At 74.6% G+C, this 15,831-nt stretch carries 17 protein-coding genes; 11 read left to right on the forward strand and 6 right to left on the reverse strand.

Annotation, left to right across the window (positions count from 1 at the left end; translation table 11 throughout):
• The first annotated feature begins 137 nt into the window (after positions 1-137).
• The 4 genes from FGG90_RS01140 to FGG90_RS01155 all read left to right on the forward strand — a co-directional run bounded on the left by FGG90_RS01140 (position 138) and on the right by FGG90_RS01155 (position 2,606).
• The gene (locus FGG90_RS01140; RefSeq protein WP_012298114.1) at positions 138-632 is read left to right on the forward strand and encodes a CarD family transcriptional regulator; all 495 of its coding nucleotides are present in this window, start codon (positions 138-140) and stop codon (positions 630-632) included.
• A 149-nt stretch (positions 633-781) separates the two neighbouring features.
• The gene (locus FGG90_RS01145) at positions 782-1,012 is read left to right on the forward strand and encodes a hypothetical protein (RefSeq protein WP_094126015.1); all 231 of its coding nucleotides are present in this window, start codon (positions 782-784) and stop codon (positions 1,010-1,012) included.
• A 180-nt stretch (positions 1,013-1,192) separates the two neighbouring features.
• Entirely contained in the window at positions 1,193-1,957 is a 765-nt protein-coding gene (locus tag FGG90_RS01150; RefSeq protein WP_378143279.1) for an HNH endonuclease family protein, read from the forward strand.
• 211 nt (positions 1,958-2,168) lie between these two features.
• On the forward strand, positions 2,169-2,606 hold the full coding sequence (locus FGG90_RS01155; RefSeq protein WP_094126014.1) for a hypothetical protein: 438 nt from the start codon (positions 2,169-2,171) through the stop codon (positions 2,604-2,606).
• Positions 2,607-2,616: 10 nt separating this feature from the next.
• Here the strand turns inward: FGG90_RS01155 and FGG90_RS01160 are convergent, their stop codons facing one another.
• Positions 2,617-4,149, reverse strand: a complete 1,533-nt coding sequence (locus FGG90_RS01160; RefSeq protein ID WP_094126013.1) for an amino acid permease — start codon at positions 4,147-4,149, stop codon at positions 2,617-2,619.
• 96 nt (positions 4,150-4,245) lie between these two features.
• On the opposite strand from FGG90_RS01160, the gene FGG90_RS01165 reads away from it, so the two are divergent.
• Positions 4,246-4,815 carry a hypothetical protein gene (locus FGG90_RS01165; protein ID WP_094126012.1) on the forward strand — a complete coding sequence of 190 codons (570 nt, stop codon included), beginning with the start codon at positions 4,246-4,248 and terminating at the stop codon, positions 4,813-4,815.
• Between the two features lie 35 nt (positions 4,816-4,850).
• On the opposite strand, the gene FGG90_RS01170 is transcribed toward FGG90_RS01165, so the two are convergent.
• Together FGG90_RS01170 and FGG90_RS01175 are read right to left on the reverse strand one after the other, a co-directional pair.
• The gene (locus FGG90_RS01170; protein WP_094126011.1) at positions 4,851-6,179 is read right to left on the reverse strand and encodes an MFS transporter; all 1,329 of its coding nucleotides are present in this window, start codon (positions 6,177-6,179) and stop codon (positions 4,851-4,853) included.
• The gene (locus FGG90_RS01175) at positions 6,176-6,598 is read right to left on the reverse strand and encodes a MarR family winged helix-turn-helix transcriptional regulator (RefSeq protein ID WP_094126010.1); all 423 of its coding nucleotides are present in this window, start codon (positions 6,596-6,598) and stop codon (positions 6,176-6,178) included. Before FGG90_RS01175 ends, FGG90_RS01170 begins: the two co-directional genes overlap by 4 nt.
• Before the next feature lie 183 nt (positions 6,599-6,781).
• On the opposite strand from FGG90_RS01175, the gene FGG90_RS01180 reads away from it, so the two are divergent.
• Both FGG90_RS01180 and FGG90_RS01185 read left to right on the forward strand, forming a co-directional pair.
• Positions 6,782-6,979: a hypothetical protein gene (locus FGG90_RS01180; protein WP_094126009.1), complete on the forward strand. Its 198-nt coding sequence runs from the start codon at positions 6,782-6,784 to the stop codon at positions 6,977-6,979.
• A 133-nt stretch (positions 6,980-7,112) separates the two neighbouring features.
• A complete protein-coding gene (locus FGG90_RS01185; RefSeq protein ID WP_094126008.1) occupies positions 7,113-7,946 on the forward strand; it encodes an alpha/beta fold hydrolase in 834 nt (277 codons plus the stop codon).
• Between the two features lie 138 nt (positions 7,947-8,084).
• On the opposite strand, the gene FGG90_RS01190 is transcribed toward FGG90_RS01185, so the two are convergent.
• Positions 8,085-9,953 carry a glycoside hydrolase family 15 protein gene (locus tag FGG90_RS01190; RefSeq protein ID WP_094126007.1) on the reverse strand — a complete coding sequence of 623 codons (1,869 nt, stop codon included), beginning with the start codon at positions 9,951-9,953 and terminating at the stop codon, positions 8,085-8,087.
• 56 nt (positions 9,954-10,009) lie between these two features.
• Between FGG90_RS01190 and FGG90_RS01195 the strand changes: the two genes are divergently transcribed.
• Positions 10,010-11,392, forward strand: coding sequence for a glucose-6-phosphate dehydrogenase (locus FGG90_RS01195; protein ID WP_094126006.1), 1,383 nt, complete (start codon positions 10,010-10,012; stop codon positions 11,390-11,392).
• Between the two features lie 32 nt (positions 11,393-11,424).
• On the opposite strand, the gene FGG90_RS01200 is transcribed toward FGG90_RS01195, so the two are convergent.
• Entirely contained in the window at positions 11,425-12,174 is a 750-nt protein-coding gene (locus FGG90_RS01200; protein WP_094126005.1) for a hypothetical protein, read from the reverse strand.
• Between the two features lie 133 nt (positions 12,175-12,307).
• On the opposite strand from FGG90_RS01200, the gene FGG90_RS01205 reads away from it, so the two are divergent.
• Entirely contained in the window at positions 12,308-13,537 is a 1,230-nt protein-coding gene (locus tag FGG90_RS01205; protein WP_210433002.1) for a mechanosensitive ion channel family protein, read from the forward strand.
• 41 nt (positions 13,538-13,578) lie between these two features.
• Here the strand turns inward: FGG90_RS01205 and FGG90_RS01210 are convergent, their stop codons facing one another.
• A complete protein-coding gene (locus FGG90_RS01210) occupies positions 13,579-13,767 on the reverse strand; it encodes a hypothetical protein (RefSeq protein WP_063072817.1) in 189 nt (62 codons plus the stop codon).
• 164 nt (positions 13,768-13,931) lie between these two features.
• Here FGG90_RS01210 and FGG90_RS01215 point away from each other — a divergent pair, with 164 nt between their 5' ends.
• Positions 13,932-15,086 carry an SLC13 family permease gene (locus FGG90_RS01215; RefSeq protein WP_094126004.1) on the forward strand — a complete coding sequence of 385 codons (1,155 nt, stop codon included), beginning with the start codon at positions 13,932-13,934 and terminating at the stop codon, positions 15,084-15,086.
• A gap of 104 nt (positions 15,087-15,190) precedes the next feature.
• Positions 15,191-15,769, forward strand: a complete 579-nt coding sequence (locus FGG90_RS01220; protein ID WP_086516732.1) for a TetR/AcrR family transcriptional regulator — start codon at positions 15,191-15,193, stop codon at positions 15,767-15,769.
• The last annotated feature ends 62 nt before the right edge of the window (positions 15,770-15,831 follow it).

Consider the following 15,831-nt stretch of genomic DNA (forward strand, 5'->3'; position numbering starts at 1 on the left):
ATCTCGGTGCACCGGCCACGTTCCCTGGCATCGCCTCCCGGCGCGGCCATGGTGCGCGACGTCGGCGCCCACGCGGCATGCATGCGCGTGCGCGACATCTCCGGCACACATCTCGAGGGATCGAAGGACAGCACTACATGATTTTCGAAGTAGGGGAGACCGTCGTGTACCCCCACCACGGCGCAGCCACGATCACCGCGGTCAAGACCCGCACCATCAAGGGGGTCGACAAGAAGTACATCACCCTCCAGATCCACCAGAGCGAGCTCGTCATCGACGTGCCCGTCGACAACGCCGAGCTCGTCGGGCTCCGCGACGTCATCGACAGCTCGGGCGTCGAGGCCGTCTTCGACGTGCTCCGCGGCGACGTCGAGGAGGAGGCCGGCAACTGGTCGCGCCGCTTCAAGGCCAACACCGAGAAGATGGGCTCCGGCGACGTCCGCCGCGTCAGCGAGGTCGTCCGCGACCTCTGGCGCCGCGACCAGGACTCGGGCGTCTCCGCCGGCGAGAAGCGCATGCTGGCGAAGGCCCGGCAGATCCTCGTCTCGGAGCTCGCGCTCGCGCAGAAGTCCACCGACGAGGAGGCGTCCGTCGTCCTCGACGGGGTCCTCGCGCAGAGCATCTCCGCCTGACCCCGCCGCGCCCCCCGCGCGCGGCGCCCGCCCACGGGCGGTCCCTCATCCCGAGGGGCCGCCCGTCGTCGTGTGCGGCCCCTGTCCCCGCGACGGCCGTCGGGCCGCCGGGCCGTCAGCGGGGAGGGCGACCGGCGTAGGGTGCGAGCATGCGCGATCACCCCGAACGACCCGACCACGACGGCCCCCTCGAGCAGAACCCGCTCCAGCCCGCCGGACGCGGGCTCAAGGTGTGGATCTTCGTCATCGCCGCGATCGTCGTCATCGCCGTGGTGGCCTTCGCCCTCGTGCGCCTCGCGACCGCCGGCCAGAACACGCCCGGCCCGTCGTCGCTCGGCGAGGTCCTCGGCGTCGTGGCCGCGGCGCGCGCCCTGATCTGATCCCCCCGCCGGCGATCGCCGGCGACGGGCGCGCGTGCCGCGCCCTCCCCACCCGACGCCGGATGCCGCGCTCCTCGTGTCGGGCGCTCCGTCGACCACGGCGTCCTCCATCCGGTATCCCGGGACCCGGGAGGTGGGGACGTGGACGAGCGCGGGCGACGCGGCGGGCGGTGGCGGGGCTTGATCCCGCGCCCGCGGTCCCGCGCCGCGGCGCTCCGCATCCTGCTCGCGGGCGCGGCCGTCGTCATCGTCGTCGCATCGGTGGCGGTCGGGGCGAGGGAGGCCTCCTCCGGTCCCGACGGCGGTGGCCCGCTCTCCGCGGAGGTGCGCGACGGCGCGGTCGTGGGCGTCCTCGCCCGCGCGGGGCTCGTCCGGGAGGGGCGGATCGACGTGGACGCGGTGCGCGCCATGACCGACGCGCTCGCCCCCGACGCCCGGGAGCGGGATCCGCGCTACGACCGCGACGCGTTCGGCCCGGCATGGGCCGACGCCGACGGCAACGGGTGCGATCAGCGGGACGACGTGCTCTCCCGCGACCTCGTCGGCGTCGTGGTCGCCCCCGACGACGCGTGCACGGTCGTCGCCGGGCACCTGGACGACGCGTACACCGGACGCGGGATCGACTTCGTGCGCGGACCCCGCACGAGCGCGGCCGTGCAGATCGACCACTTCGTGCCGCTCTCCTGGGCGTGGCGGCACGGCGCGTGGGCGTGGTCCGACGCGCGACGCGAGCGGCTGGCGACGGACCTCGACGAGCTGCAGGCCGTGGACGGACCGACGAACCAGGACAAGTCGGACCAGGGTCCCGCCACGTGGCTCCCGCCCGATCCCGCGTACAGGTGCCTCTACGTCACGCGCTTCGCCTTCGTCGTGAGCCGGTACCGGTTGGGCATCGACGACGCGGACCGGGCGGCCATCGACCTCGTGCTCGGCGAGTGCTCGTGAGGCGGGCGAACGGGCGGGTGGGCGCGCGGGTGGGCCGGCGACGGGACCGGCGACCGGCGCGGTGCGGGCACGACGCCGTGCCCCCGCCCCGCGCCCCCGCCCCGCGCCCCCGTCCCGCGGCGGCGTCGGTGCGCGCGCGTACGCTCGGATCGACGCGGCCGGGCGTCGCCCCGGCCACCCGGTCGGCGGCGGGCGACCGGAGAGGATCCGCATGTGGAGCAAGCAGAGCGGCGACGCGAGCGGCTCCATCGACCCGGTGCCGGAGCACCCCTACGCGCACCCCGTCCGCGGAGCCTGGCTCGTGCGCGTCGGGGACGGACCGGCGCTCGGCTGGGTGCTCCGTCACCGTGCCGACCTCGCCGAGCCCTTCTCCTACGAGGTCTACGCCTGCGGGCTCGGGTCCGATGGGCTGCGGGTCTGGGTGGCGCGGCGCGAGACGCTCAACGCGGCCGTGGCGTGGGTCGTGCAGCACGACCGGGAGCTCGTCGTGTTCGGGCGACGGCTGCGTCCCGATCCGACGCAGCCCGGCGCCGACGGGACGGACGCCGACCGGACGGACGCCGCCGCGCGGGCGGCTGCCGGTCCGCGGTCCCGGGACGACGACGCCGCCGCCCCCGGAGCGGGGGACGGCGGCGTCGGGACGCGCTGAGCGGCGCGGGTCAGCGCCTGCGCTGGTTCGTGGCGTCGCGTCCGGTGATGGGGAACGGCCCGGTGACGCCCTCGCGGAGGCGGGCGATCTCGAGGATCCGGTCGCGCTGCAGGTACCAGCCCACGACCAGCAGCGGGATGATGATCACGAGCGACGCGACCGTGAGGGTGCCGATCGGCCAGTCGATCGCCATCAGCACGAGCACGCTGACGAGGAACGCGAGCGTCAGCCACGAGGTGACGGGCGCGCCCGGCAGGCGGAACGTCGGCTCCTTCGCCTTGCCCTGCTTCGCCCAGGTGCGCAGGCGCATCTGGCACAGGATGATGGTCGCCCAGCCGGCCACGATGCCGAGCGCCGCGACGTTGAGCACGATCTCGAAGGCCTGGTCGGGCACGACCGCGTTGAGCGCCACGCCGAGGAGCGTGATGGAGCCGGTGAGGAGGATCCCGCCGAACGGCACGCCGCCCTTCGACATGACGGTCGTGAACTTGGGCGCCGACCCGTTCATGCCCATGGAGTGGAGGACGCGGCCCGTGCTGTAAAGGCCGGCGTTGAGGCTCGACATGGCGGCCGTGAGGACGACGAAGTTCATGACGGATCCGGCGACGGCGCCGACCTCGGGCGAGCCGAGGCTGGAGAAGAACGTGACGAACGGGCTCTGGTCGGCGCTGTACGCCGTGTAGGGGAGCAGGAGCGAGAGCAGCACGATGGATCCGACGTAGAAGATCGCGATGCGGAACACGACGGAGTTGATGGCGCGGGGGATGACCTTCTCCACGTCCTGCGTCTCGCCGCTCGCGGTGCCCACGAGCTCGATCGCGGCGTAGGCGAACACGACGCCCTGCACGACGAGCACGACGGGGACGAGGCCCTGCGGGAAGATGCCGCCGTTCTGCTGCAGCACCGTCCAGCCGGTCTGCACCTCGGCGCCGCCGACCGTGACGGGGAAGCTCCAGGCGAGCCACACGATGCCCACGATGAGGAAGACCACGAGCGCGGCGACCTTGACCAGCGCGAACCAGAACTCCATCTCGCCGAACACCTTGACCGCGACGAGGTTGAGCGCGAGGACGATCGCGAGGGCGATGAGGGCCAGCAGCCACTGCGGCGCCGCCGTGAAGGCGGACCAGTAGTGCATGTAGAGGGCGACGGCCGTGACGTCGACGATGGCGGTGGTGGCCCAGTTGAGGAAGTACATCCAGCCGGCGGCGTAGGCGAACTTCTCGCCGTAGAACTCGCGCGCGTAGGAGATGAACGATCCCGAGCTCGGGCGGTGCAGCACCAGCTCGCCGAGCGCGCGGAGGATGAAGAAGGCGAACACGCCGCAGACGAGGAAGACGATGGCGAGGGCGGGGCCCGCGGAGGCGAGGCGGCCGCCGGCTCCGAGGAACAGCCCCGTGCCGATCGCGCCGCCGATGGCGATCATCTGCAGCTGGCGGGGCTTGAGGCCGTGCTGGTAGCCCTCCTGCTCGTGGCTGAAGTCCTGCGCCACGAAATCCGGATCGGGCGGGACGGTGCTGCGGTCGCTCTCGCTTCGTGTCATCCGAATACGGTAGTGGTAAGGGGCATTCGCCCTGACACCCGCGTCGATCGACTTCCGCGGGGCTCTGCACCTGTGATAGACGCCGAGGAGGCGCGGATGGCACGCACGCACGGCTCGGGACGACGGATCCGGTCGCGCACGGCGGCGCTCGCCGCGGTCGCGGGCATGCTGCTCGTGGCGGGCTGCACCGCGGATCCCGGACAGCCGGGCGGCGCGACCCCGACCCCGACCGCGGCCCCGACGAGGCCAGCCGACGCCGGCGGGGAGGCGGGTACCCCGGCACCGGATCCGACCGTGACCCGCGCGCCGGGTCCGCCGACCCAGGCGGAGCTCGCCACCTGCTCCACGCTGGCGCAGGTCCTGCCCGACTCCACGAAGCTCGTGCAGGCGCTCGGCGACGGGAAGCCCGTCGACCCGACGATCCTCGAGCGGGTGAAGCAGGGCGACGCGTCCCTCGCGGGCATGGCGCCGGAGGGCATGAAGCCGCTGGTCACCGCGTTCTCGACCATCGTCGACGAGCTCGACGCGCTGCGCTCGGGCGCCGACACGGACGGCGCCTCGCTCGACACCGGGCAGTACCTGCGGGCGACGAACGCCTTCCTCGACTACTGCCTCGACGACGTCGGCTACGTGCCGCAGGCGGCGTCCCCGACGCCCGCGCCCTAGCGCCCGGGCGCTCCGCCGTCGGCGCGACCGGCGCCCTAGGTGCGCCGGGCGACCGCCTCGTCCGCCTCGATGTCCTCGCGCGCGTCCTCCCGGCGGTCGCGGCCGTCGCCGTCGTGCGTGACGACGAGGTGCGGCGTGCGGTGGATCCGGTACGAGATGCGCAGGTGCCGGTGCAGGACGAGCCAGGCGATCGCGATGACCGCGGAGACGAGGCCGGACGCCGCGCCCACCATGAGCGCCGTGCGCGGGCCCCACGTGTTCGCGACCCAGCCGACGACCGGGGCGCCGAGCGGGGTGCCGCCCACGAAGATCGCCATGTAGACCGCCATCACCCGGCCGCGCATGCGCGGCTCGACGGTGAGCTGCACGGTGCTGTTGGCGCTCGTCATGAGGGTCTGCGAGACGACGCCCACGATCACGAGGGCGCCCGCGAAGAGCAGGTACGTGGGCGCGATCGCGGCCAGCGCGGTCGCGATGCCGAAGAGCGCGGCGCCGACGAACACGAGGCGGATGCGGGGCCGCTCGCGGCGGGCGGACAGGAGCGCGCCCGCGACGGATCCGACGGCGAGGCTCGACGACAGCAGGCCGAACTCCGTCGCGCCCTTGCCGAACTCGACGCTCGCCATGGTGGAGGTGAAGATCGGGAAGTTGTAGCCGAAGGCGCCGACGAGGAAGACGATGACGAGGATCACCATGATGTCCGGCCGCCCGCCGATGTAGCGGAAGCCCTCGCGGAGCTGGCCCCGGGAGCGGGCGACGCGCTCCGGGCTGCGGAGCTCGCCGACGCGGAGGCGCGTGAGGGCGACGAGGACCGCGACGAAGCTCACCGCGTTGATGAGGAAGACCCAGCCGGTGCCGACGCCCGCGATGAGCACGCCCGCCACCGCCGGGCCGATCATCCGCGCCGCGCTGAACGACGCCGAGTTGAGGGCGACGGCGTTGGAGAGGTCGTCGTCGGAGACGAGCTCGGAGACGAAGGACTGGCGTGCGGGCGCGTCGAGCGCGGACGCGATGCCGAGGAGGAGCGCGAAGAGGTACACGTGCCAGAGCTCGGCACGCCCGGAGAGCACGATGAGGCCGAGCCCGAGGCCGAGGACGGCCATGGTGCCCTGCGTGATCATGAGGACTCGGCGCTTGTCGTAGCGGTCGGCGATGAGGCCGGCGTAGGGGGAGAGCAGGAGCATGGGGCCGAACTGGAGGGCCATGACGATGCCGACCGCGGTGGCGTCGTAGCGGGTGAGCTCGGTGAGGACGATCCAGTCCTGGGCCGTGCGCTGCATCCACGTGCCGACGTTGGAGACGAGGGCGCCCGCGAACCAGATGCGGTAGTTCGGCGCGCGGAGGCTGCGGAAGACGGCGCTCACGCGGAGGCCATCCGGCCGAGGAGGACGGCGGCGTCGGCGAGCGTGGCGCGCTCCTCGGGAGTGAGCTCGTCGAGGCGGAGCGACAGCCACGCGCTCCGCTGGCGGCGGGTCTCCTGCACGACGCGGCGGCCCTCGTCGGTGACGGAGACGGTGACCCGCCGCCCGTCGTCGGGCGCGGGCGAGCGCTCGGCGTAGCCGGCCGACACGAGGCAGTTGACCGTGCGGTTCATGCTCGGGGCCGAGACCCGCTCGAGCTCGGCGAGGCGACCGGGGCTCGCGGGCCCGTCGCGGAGGAGGAGGGCGAGGACCACGAACTGGCTGTCGCCCAGCTCGTGGTCGGCCTTCTCGGCGCGCAGGCGGCGCGAGAGGCGCATCACGCCGGCGCGGAGGCTCTGGCTGAGGTCGGGGGAGTCGGGCACCTGCTTAGGCTAGCTCATTAGACGCGCTAACGAACTCCTCCGGGGTGACGGGATGCTGCGAGCGGGCGCGATCCGGACACGGCCGGCGCCGACGCCGCCCGGTCCGGCCAGGATGGGAGGACGCCGCAGGACGCGGTGCCCGCGACGACGCGGGCGCCCGCCGCGGGACCAGAGGAGGCACGCATGACGCACCACGACGGCACGGACCACGCGCAGGACGACGCGACGCAGGACGACGCGGCGGGGCTCGGCGGCGAGGGCACGATCCCCGCGGGGAGCACCGGCGTCGCGGCCGGGCACGACGGTGGTAACGACCACTTCGAGCCCGAGGAGGACACCCCGCACCGCACCGACGAGGACGGCGCGGGCGCGACGGCCTGATCCGCCGGGTCCCGGATACGTCCGGGGCGCCCGGCCGGCCGAGACGGCCCCCGGCCGAGCCCGGCCCGCACCGCACGGGCCGGGCCGACCGCCCCGCGCGGGACCGCCCGGCGCCCACGTAGCCTTTATCCCCGTGGACACCGCGACCAACCCCCTCGACGGCACGCGCATCGCCTACCGGGCCTTCGGCGCCCGACCGGAGGGGGAGGATCCGCGCGACCCGGCGCACGCGCCCGTCGTGCTCGTGCACGGGACCGCCCTGTCGCAGGCGATCTGGCGCGGCTTCGGCTGGGTGCGCGGGCTCTCGCCCGAGCGGCCCGTCATCACGCTCGACCTCCGCGGACACGGCCGGAGCGGCACCCCGCACGAGCCCGCCGCCTACGCGATGGACCTCATGGTCGCCGACGTCGTGGCCGTGGTCGACGCGGTGGGCGTCCCCGCCGTGCACCACGTCGGCTACAGCCTCGGCGCGCGCGTCGGCTTCTCGCTCGCCGCGTCGCATCCGGAGCGTCTGCTCTCCACGTCGAGCCTCGGCGGATCCCCGCGGAGCGGCGTCGGCGTCTTCGACCGCGTGTTCTTCCCCGGCTGCATCGAGGCGCTCGAGGCGGGCGGGATGCCGGGCTTCCTCGACGCGTGGGAGCGCCACAGCGGGCATCCGGTCGACGCGGCGACGCGCGGGGCCTTCCTCGCCGACGACGCCCGGGCGCTCGCGGCGTACATGCGCGAGTCGGAGCGGGACGCCGGCGTGCCGGACGCGGTCGTCGCCGGATCCGACGTGCCGCTGCTCCTCGTCGCCGGCACCCGCGACCCCGAGCGGCTGCGGGCCGCCCACCACGTGCACGCTCTCCGCCCGGACGCGCCGCTCGTCGAGCTCGACGGCGCCACCCACGCGGACACGCCCAGGCACCCGGACGCGCTGCCCGCGGTCACGCGGTTCCTCGCGTCGCTCGGCCCGCTGGCGCGCTGACGGGCCCGCGCTGACGGATCCGCGTCGACGGACCCGCGTCCACGGGCCCGCGCCGACGGATCCGCGTCGACGGACCCGCGTCGAGGGATCCGCGCCGACGGCCCGCGCGGGCCGGGGACGCCGGCCCGGCTCCCGGGATCAGGCGGCGGCCGCCCCCGCGCCCCGCGCGGCCTCCGCATGCGCGAGCGCGGCGTTCCCCGCCCCGTGCGCGCGGTCGAGCTCGTCCGGATGCGCGGCCGCGGCCGCCTCGAGGGCGTCCGCCGCGCGCACGAGCGCGAGGTGCGACAGGGCCTGCGGCACGTTGCCCGCCTGCCGACGCTGCACCGGGTCGTACTCCTCCGACAGGAGCCCCACGTCGTTGGACAGCCCGACGAGCCGCTCCATGAGCTCGCGCCCGTCGGCTTCGCGGCCCGAGCGCGCGTACTGCTCGACGAGCCAGAACGAGCAGGCGAGGAACGGGTTCTCGCCGGCGGGCAGGCCGTCGACGCCCGCGCTCGTGTCGTAGCGGAGCAGGAAGCCCTCGTGCATGAGGGTCCGCTCCATCGCGTCCACCGTGGCGAGCATGTGCGGGTCGTCGTAGGCGCAGAATCCGGCCTGGGCGAGGATCAGCAGCGACGCGTCCACCGCGGTCGTGCCGTAGTGCTGGCGGAAGGCCCCGGTGGCGGGATCCACGCCCCGGTCGAGGATCTCGTCGCGCACCCGGTCGCGCAGCGTCCGCCACTGCTCCACCGGCCCGTCGAGGCCGTGCCGCTCGACGCCCTGCACGGCCGCGTCGAGGGCCGCCCAGATCATCGCGCGGGAGTGGGTGAAGTGCTGCTCGGCGCCGCGGATCTCCCAGATGCCGCTGTCCTGCCGCTCCCAGTTGTCCTCGACGTAGCCGATGAGCGCGCGCTGCAGCGGCCAGGAGAACTCGGTCTCGCCGACGCCGGCGTCGCGCGCGGCCTGGAGCGCCATCATCACCTCGCCGATGACGTCGGCCTGGTACTGCTCGAACGCGCCGTTGCCGACGCGCACGGGGCCGGATCCCTCGTAGCCCGGCAGGCTGTCGAGGTCGCGCTCGGGGAGGTACCGCTCGCCGCTCAGCCCGTACATGATCTGCACGTCGCCCGGATCTCCCGCGATGGCCCGCAGGAGCCAGGTGCGCCACTCGTCGGCCTCGTCGTCGAAGCCGTGCGCGAGGAGCACCTCCAGCGTGAGCGACGCGTCGCGCAGCCACACGTAGCGGTAGTCCCAGTTGCGCGGGCCGCCGAACTGCTCGGGGAGGCTCGTGGTCGCGGCCGCGACGATGCCGCCCGTGTCCTCGTGCGTGAGCGCGCGGAGCACGAGCAGCGAGCGGCGGACGGCGGCCTGGTGCGGGCCGGAGTGCTCGATGGAGCTCGCCCAGCTCTCCCACCACTCGGTCGTGTGCTCGAGCGCGGCGTCCACGTCGAACGCGGGCGGCTCGCTGCGGTGCGACGGGTACCAGGTGAGCGTGAGGTCGACGGTCTCGCCGGCCGACACCTCGAAGGCCACGCCGTGGTGGTGGTTCGTGGCGGTGAGCTCGGGGCCGCGGACCACGACGGCGTCGGGGCCGGCCACCGCGACGAGGCGGGGGTCGCCGTCGTCGAGCTTGCGGATCCAGGGCAGGGCCGTCGCGTAGCCGAAGCGCAGGCGGAGGTCGCCCTGCATCCGCACGGTGCCGTCGATGCCGCGGACGCGGCGCACGACGTCGGCCCGGCGGTTGCCCATCGACATGAAGTCGGTGACCTCGACGGCGCCCTCGGGCGTCTCCCACCGGGTCCAGAGCACGAACGTGTTGCCGAGGTAGGTGCGCATGGAGACCGAGGCGTCCGGATGCGCGGGCGCCAGGCGCCAGGATCCGTGCTCGTCCGTGCCGAGGAGCGCCCCGAACATCGACGCGGAGTCGAAGCGGGGCAGGCACAGCCAGTCGATGGAGCCGTCCCGGCCGACCAGCGCTCCCGTGTGGCAGTCCCCGATGAGTGCGTAGTCCTCGATGCGCATGGCCATGCGCCATGGTCGCACGGGCCGGCTGCGTCCCCGCCCGCGCCGCGTAGCCTGGCCGCATGCCCGCGACCTCCACGCTCCTCATCCTCGGCGCCAGCGGAGACCTCTCCGCGCGCCTCCTCCTCCCCGGCCTCGGCGAGCTCCTCGCGCACCGGCCCGACCTCGACCTGCAGCTCGTCGGCGCGGGCACGGAGGAGTGGGACGACGACAGGTGGCGCGAGGTGGTCCGCACGTCCTTCGCGTCGCTCGGCGCCACGGGCCCGGCGGTCGACCGCGTCGTCCAGGGCACCACCTACCTGCCGGCCGACGTCACCGCGCAGGCCGACCTCGAGCGCCTGTTCGCGGCGTGCGACGCGGCCCCCGCCGTCTACTTCGCCCTGCCGCCGGCGGTCACCGAGAAGGCGTGCGAGGCGATGACCGGCATGACGCTGCCCGAGGGCACGTCCCTCTCGCTCGAGAAGCCGTTCGGCACCGACCTCGCGAGCGCGCAGGCGCTCAACCGGCTGCTCGCGACGCTCGTGCCCGAGGAGCGCACCCACCGGGTCGACCACTTCCTCGGCCGCTCCACCGTGCGGAACCTCCTCGGGCTCCGCTTCGCGAACCGCCTGCTCGAGCCGGTGTGGAACGCGCAGCACATCGCGAGCGTCGAGATCGTCTACGACGAGCAGCTCGCGCTCGAGGGCCGGGCCCGCTACTACGACACCGCGGGCGCCCTCACCGACATGATCCAGAGCCACCTGCTCCAGGTCATGGCGGTGTTCGCGATGGAGCCGCCCGCCACCACGGGCGCGCGCGACGTGCGAGATCAGAAGGCCCTCGTGCTCCGCGCCACCCGGCCCTTCGGCGGCGACCCCGTCGCGTCCTCGCGTCGGGCCCGCTACACCGCGGGCGACGTCGAGGGCCGCGAGCTCCCGGCGTACGCGGACGAGGCGGGCGTGGATCCGTCGCGCGGCACGGAGACGCTCGCCGAGCTGACCGTGGAGATCGCCAACTGGCGCTGGGCCGGCGTGCCGTTCCGCCTCCGCTCCGGCAAGGCCATGGCGGACCACCGCCGCGAGATCGTCGTGACCTTCCAGCCCGCGCCGCACGTGCCCACCGGCCTCACGGGGGCCGAGGAGCCCGACCGGATCCGCATCCTCATCGCGCCCGACGAGCTGCACCTGGAGCTCAACGTCAACGGCCCGGCCGACCCCGACGTCATCGACCGCGCCGAGCTCGTGACCGCGTTCGACGCGGGCGACCTGCCGCCGTACGGCCAGGTCATCGACGGCATCATCTCGGAGGACGAGAGCCTGTCGGTGCGCGGCGACACGGCCGAGGAGTGCTGGCGGATCGTCGAGCCGGTGATCGCCGCCTGGCGCGCCGGCGACGTGCCGCTCGAGGAGTACCCGGCCGGATCCGCGGGGCCGTGGGACGGCCCGCAGGTGGCGCCGAAGGGCTGAGCCGCGCCCGGCGGCGCGCCCGGAGGCGCGGCCTAGGCGCTCCGGGTCGCGCGCAGCAGCGCGGGCACGCGCCGCGGGTCGCCCGCGAGCTCGGCGAGCGCGCCGTCGAGCGGGTCCTCGTCGAACACCGCGAGCTCGCGCGCGACGGCGTCCTCCCGGGCGGACCCCGCGCGGGCGTCCGGGGCGGAGGACCCGGTCGCTCCGGTCGCGCGCGCGTCCTCGAGCGGGAGGTCGGCCGCGGCGGGCGCCGCGCCGAGCGCCAGGGCGACGTCGCGCGCGATGTGCGCGGTCATCAGCTCGTCGAAGAAGCCGGCCGTCGACTCGGGCGTCCGGCGCACGAGCGCCCAGGCGCCGTCGGGGCCGAAGTGGTGGGCGAGCGCCGCGTGCACGATGAGCGCGATCGGGCGGAGGTCGGGATCGGCCTCGGCTTCCGCGGGCACGGGCACGGCTTCCGCGGTCGCGACGTCCGCCGGGGCCTCCGGCTCGGCCTTGTGCGCGGCGACGTGCGGCGGCCGGACCGGCCCGCCGTGCAGCCGGGCCGCGATGGCGGCGAGCTCGCCCGTCGCGAGCGACACCGACGGCGCACGCACGGGCGTCGACGCGGGCGCGTCGGCGGGGGAGGTGCCGGTGCCGGCCGTCCGGGGATCCGGCGCCGCGGGCGCGGCCTCGCTCGAGCGGGTCCTGCGCCTCAGCCATCGGAACATGATCCCGACCTCCCCGATCGCGTCCACGACGATCGGGATCATGATCGCGGCCGACACGCCCGGGCGGCGTCGCGACACGCCGGGCGGATCCGCATGGGGGCGCGGAGCGCGCGCCCCCGCGACGGCGGCCGGCCACGCGCCTCCCGGGGAGCGGCTGCGAGACTGGACGCTCCCGGGACAGCGCGGTCCGCCCCACCCGACTGGAGGATCCGTGGACCTGCCCTCGCTGCTCGCCCTGCCCGCCGTGGCCGTGACCGTGACGCTGCTCGCGGCCGTGGCCGCCGCCCTGCTCGTGACCGCCGTCGTCGCCCTCGTCGTGCGCGTCATCGCCCGACGCCGCGAATGGGCGGCCCGTCTCGTCGCCCGCGCCCGGCGCCCGTTCCGCGTGCTGCTCGTGGTCGTGGCGGTGTGGGTCGCGCTCCGCGCCTCCGTCGCGCCGGGCGAGCTGCGCGACGGGCTCGACCGCCTGCTGCACGTCGTGACGATCGTCGCGTCCGCCTGGCTCGTCTGCGCCCTCGCGATCTTCTTCGAGGACCTCGGGCTCAGCCGCTACCGCGTGGACGTCGCCGACAACCGCGTCGCGCGCCGGGTGCGCACGCAGGTGCTCATCATCCGCCGCCTCACGGTCGTGGCGATCGTGGTGGTCGCCGTCGGCGCGATCCTCCTCACCTTCCCGGGCGCGCGCACGGCCGGCGCGAGCGTGCTGGCCTCCGCGGGCCTCGTGTCGATCGTCGCGGGCCTCGCGGCGCAGTCGACGCTCGCCAACGTGTTCGCCGGGATGCAGCTCGCCTTCAGCGACGCGATCCGGGTCGACGACGTGGTCATCGTGGAGACCGAGTGGGGCCGCGTCGAGGAGATCACGCTCACCTACGTGGTGGTGCACATCTGGGACGACCGCCGCATGGTGCTGCCGTCCACCTACTTCACGACCACGCCGTTCCAGAACTGGACGCGCACCAAGTCGGAGCTGCTCGGCGCCGTCGAGCTCGACCTCGACTGGCGCGCGACCCCGGCGAGCATGCGCGAGGAGCTCGACCGCGTGCTCGCGACGACCGACCTCTGGGACGGCCGCGTCTCCGTGCTCCAGGTCACCGACGCGGTGGGCGGCTACGTGCGGATCCGGGTGCTCGTCTCCGCCGTCGACGCGCCGACCCTGTTCGACCTGCGCTGCCTCGTGCGCGAGCGCCTCGTGACGTTCCTGCACGAGAGCAGCCCGCAGTCGCTGCCGCGCACGCGGGTGCAGATGGTGGATCCGCACGAGACCGCCGACGCGTCCCGCGCGGGACGACGCGCGGCCGAGGCGGATCCGACGGGCCTGTTCTCCGGGACGGCCCAGGGCGACGTGCGGGCGGGGCTCTTCACCGGCCCGATCTCCACGGTGCCGGCCGAGGAGCGCATCGACCTCGAGGTCGACGGGGACCGCTGGCGCACGCACGACTGACGCGCACGCCCGGGGGCGTGCGCGTCAGTCGTGCGGGGCGGCTAGTTGCCGAGCTGCCCGTCGCGCGAGTCCTCGATGACGGTGCCGACGGCGATCGCCATCGTGATGCCCCAGCTCAGCCACATGAGGCCGAGCTTCCAGTCGCGCGGACCCCGCCGGGTGGTCTGGAGCGTGCTCCAGCCGCCGATGAGGGCGCTGAGGACGCTGCCGTTCAGGATGTACTTGCGCATGACACCTCCCAGTGTGCTCCCCACGGTACCGGGATCCGGCCGCCGCGACCGCGCCCGGCCCGCGCGGTCCCGCCGGTCACTCGGCGGGCGTCCCCTTTCCGCAGGCGGTGCGGGCTCCCGGCGGGCGGTGAGTACAGTGATCGCGGATCAGACAGGAGGCGCCCGTGCGCACAGCCCTCATCGGGGTGGTGCTCCTCGTCGTCGGCGCCGTCGCCGTGGCCACCGGAGCCCTCCCGCTCGACGACCTCGGCGTGCTGTACGAGCGGGTCTGGCCGATCCTCCTCTTCGTCGTGGCCATCACCGTGGTCACCGAGCTCGCCAGCGAGGCGGGCCTGTTCACCTGGATCGCCGAGCGGGCCGCCGGCCTCGGCCGCGGACGCACCTGGGCGCTCTGGCTCGCGACCGTCGCGCTCGCCTGCCTCTGCACGATCTTCCTGTCGCTCGACACGACGGCCGTGCTGCTCACGCCCGTGGTCGTGGTGCTCGCCCGGCACTGCGGGCTGCCGCCGCTGCCGTTCGCGCTCACCACGGTGTGGCTCGCGAACACGGCGTCGCTGCTCCTCCCCGTCTCGAACCTCACCAACCTGCTCGCGGAGCACGAGCTCGGCGGCCTCGGCCCGGCGGGCTTCGCGGCCCTCACGGTCGCGCCGGCGCTCGTGGCCATCGCCGTGCCCGTGCTCGCGATCCTCGTCATCCACCGCAAGGACCTCTTCACCCGCTACGAGGTCGGGCCGCCGACCGCGCCGACCGACCGGGTGCTGCTCGTGGGCAGCGCCGTCGTGGTGGGCCTGCTCGTGCCGGCGCTCGTCTCGGGCGTCGAGGTGTGGATCCCGGCGCTCGCCGCGGCGGTCCTCCTCGCGGTCCTCACGGCCGTCCGGCGGCCGCGGGTCCTCCGGCTCGGGCTCCTGCCGTGGCAGCTGGTGGTGTTCGCGTCCGGCCTCTTCATCGTGATGGAGGCGGCGCAGTCGCTCGGGCTCACCGCCGTGATGGCCGCGATCTCGGGCCAGGGCCAGGACGCCGCGTCCCTCTTCCGCCTCGCGGGCGTCGCGACGGTGAGCGCCAACGCCGTCGACAACCTGCCGGCGTACCTCGCGCTCGAGCCCGTCGCCGGATCCCCGGAGCGGCTCGTCGCGGTCCTCGTGGGCGTCAACGCGGGCCCGCTCATCACGCCGTGGGCCTCGCTCGCCACCCTGCTCTGGCATGAGCGGCTCGTGAGCATGGGGGTGCACATCAAGTGGTCGCGCTACGTGCTGCTGGGGCTCGTGGTGGCGCCGCTCACGGTCGGCCTCGCGATGCTGGCGTTCGTGCTGACGCGTTGATCCCGCGGGCGGTCCGGCCCGCGCGGAGCCGCCGACCTGGCAGGCCGCTGGCAGTCTGACCGATCGTGCAGGAGCTGACCGATCGGTCGACATAGGCTCGGCGGGTGACCCGAACCCCCCGCGCCTCCGCCGGCGACGAGCTCCGCACCATCGCCGCCGCGCGCTTCGCCCGCGACGGCTTCCAGGCGACCTCGCTGCAGCAGATCGCCGACGAGGCCGGCTACTCCAAGTCGAGCGTGCTCTACCACTTCGCCTCCAAGGAGGCGCTGCTCGACGCCCTGCTGGAGCCGACCATCGACGCGCTCGCCGAGGTCATCGAGCGGGCCGACTCCATCCGCGGCGACGCGGACGCCCGGCGCCTCTTCGTCGAGCGCTTCATCGACTTCCTCCTGCTGCACCGGCACGAGGTCGCGCTGTTCATCACGCAGGGCCGGTCGCTCGGCCACCTCGCCGTGATCGAGCGCGCCAACGACCTCGTGCGGACGCTCGGGGAGACCGCCGGCGCCCTCGACAGCACCCTCGACCAGCTGCGCTTCGGCGTGGCGCTCGGCGGCGCGGCGTACATCCTCGCCGCGAGCGACGACTGGTCCACCAACGAACCGCTGCCCGACGACGAGATCAGGGCCGCTCTCGTCGTGGTCGTGGGGGAGCTGCTCGCCCCCCTCGGCACCCGCTCCGCCTGATCCCCGCTCCGCCTGATCCCCGCTCCGCCTGATCCCCGCTCCGCCCATCCCCCCCGCACCAC

The sequence above is a fragment of the Clavibacter michiganensis subsp. tessellarius genome (assembly GCF_021922985.1).
GTDB classification, from domain to species: Bacteria; Actinomycetota; Actinomycetes; order Actinomycetales; family Microbacteriaceae; genus Clavibacter; species Clavibacter tessellarius.

Excerpts from the sequence above, each read along its gene's own strand:
- FGG90_RS01140 (WP_012298114.1), top strand. The coding sequence starts at position 138 with ATGATTTTCGAAGTAGGGGAGACCGTCGTGTACCCCCACCACGGCGCA.
- FGG90_RS01145 (WP_094126015.1), top strand. The coding sequence starts at position 782 with ATGCGCGATCACCCCGAACGACCCGACCACGACGGCCCCCTCGAGCAG.
- FGG90_RS01155 (WP_094126014.1), top strand. The coding sequence starts at position 2,169 with ATGTGGAGCAAGCAGAGCGGCGACGCGAGCGGCTCCATCGACCCGGTG.
- FGG90_RS01160 (WP_094126013.1), bottom strand. The coding sequence starts at position 4,149 with ATGACACGAAGCGAGAGCGACCGCAGCACCGTCCCGCCCGATCCGGAT.
- FGG90_RS01165 (WP_094126012.1), top strand. The coding sequence starts at position 4,246 with ATGGCACGCACGCACGGCTCGGGACGACGGATCCGGTCGCGCACGGCG.
- FGG90_RS01180 (WP_094126009.1), top strand. The coding sequence starts at position 6,782 with ATGACGCACCACGACGGCACGGACCACGCGCAGGACGACGCGACGCAG.
- FGG90_RS01190 (WP_094126007.1), bottom strand. The coding sequence starts at position 9,953 with ATGGCCATGCGCATCGAGGACTACGCACTCATCGGGGACTGCCACACG.
- FGG90_RS01195 (WP_094126006.1), top strand. The coding sequence starts at position 10,010 with ATGCCCGCGACCTCCACGCTCCTCATCCTCGGCGCCAGCGGAGACCTC.
- FGG90_RS01210 (WP_063072817.1), bottom strand. The coding sequence starts at position 13,767 with ATGCGCAAGTACATCCTGAACGGCAGCGTCCTCAGCGCCCTCATCGGC.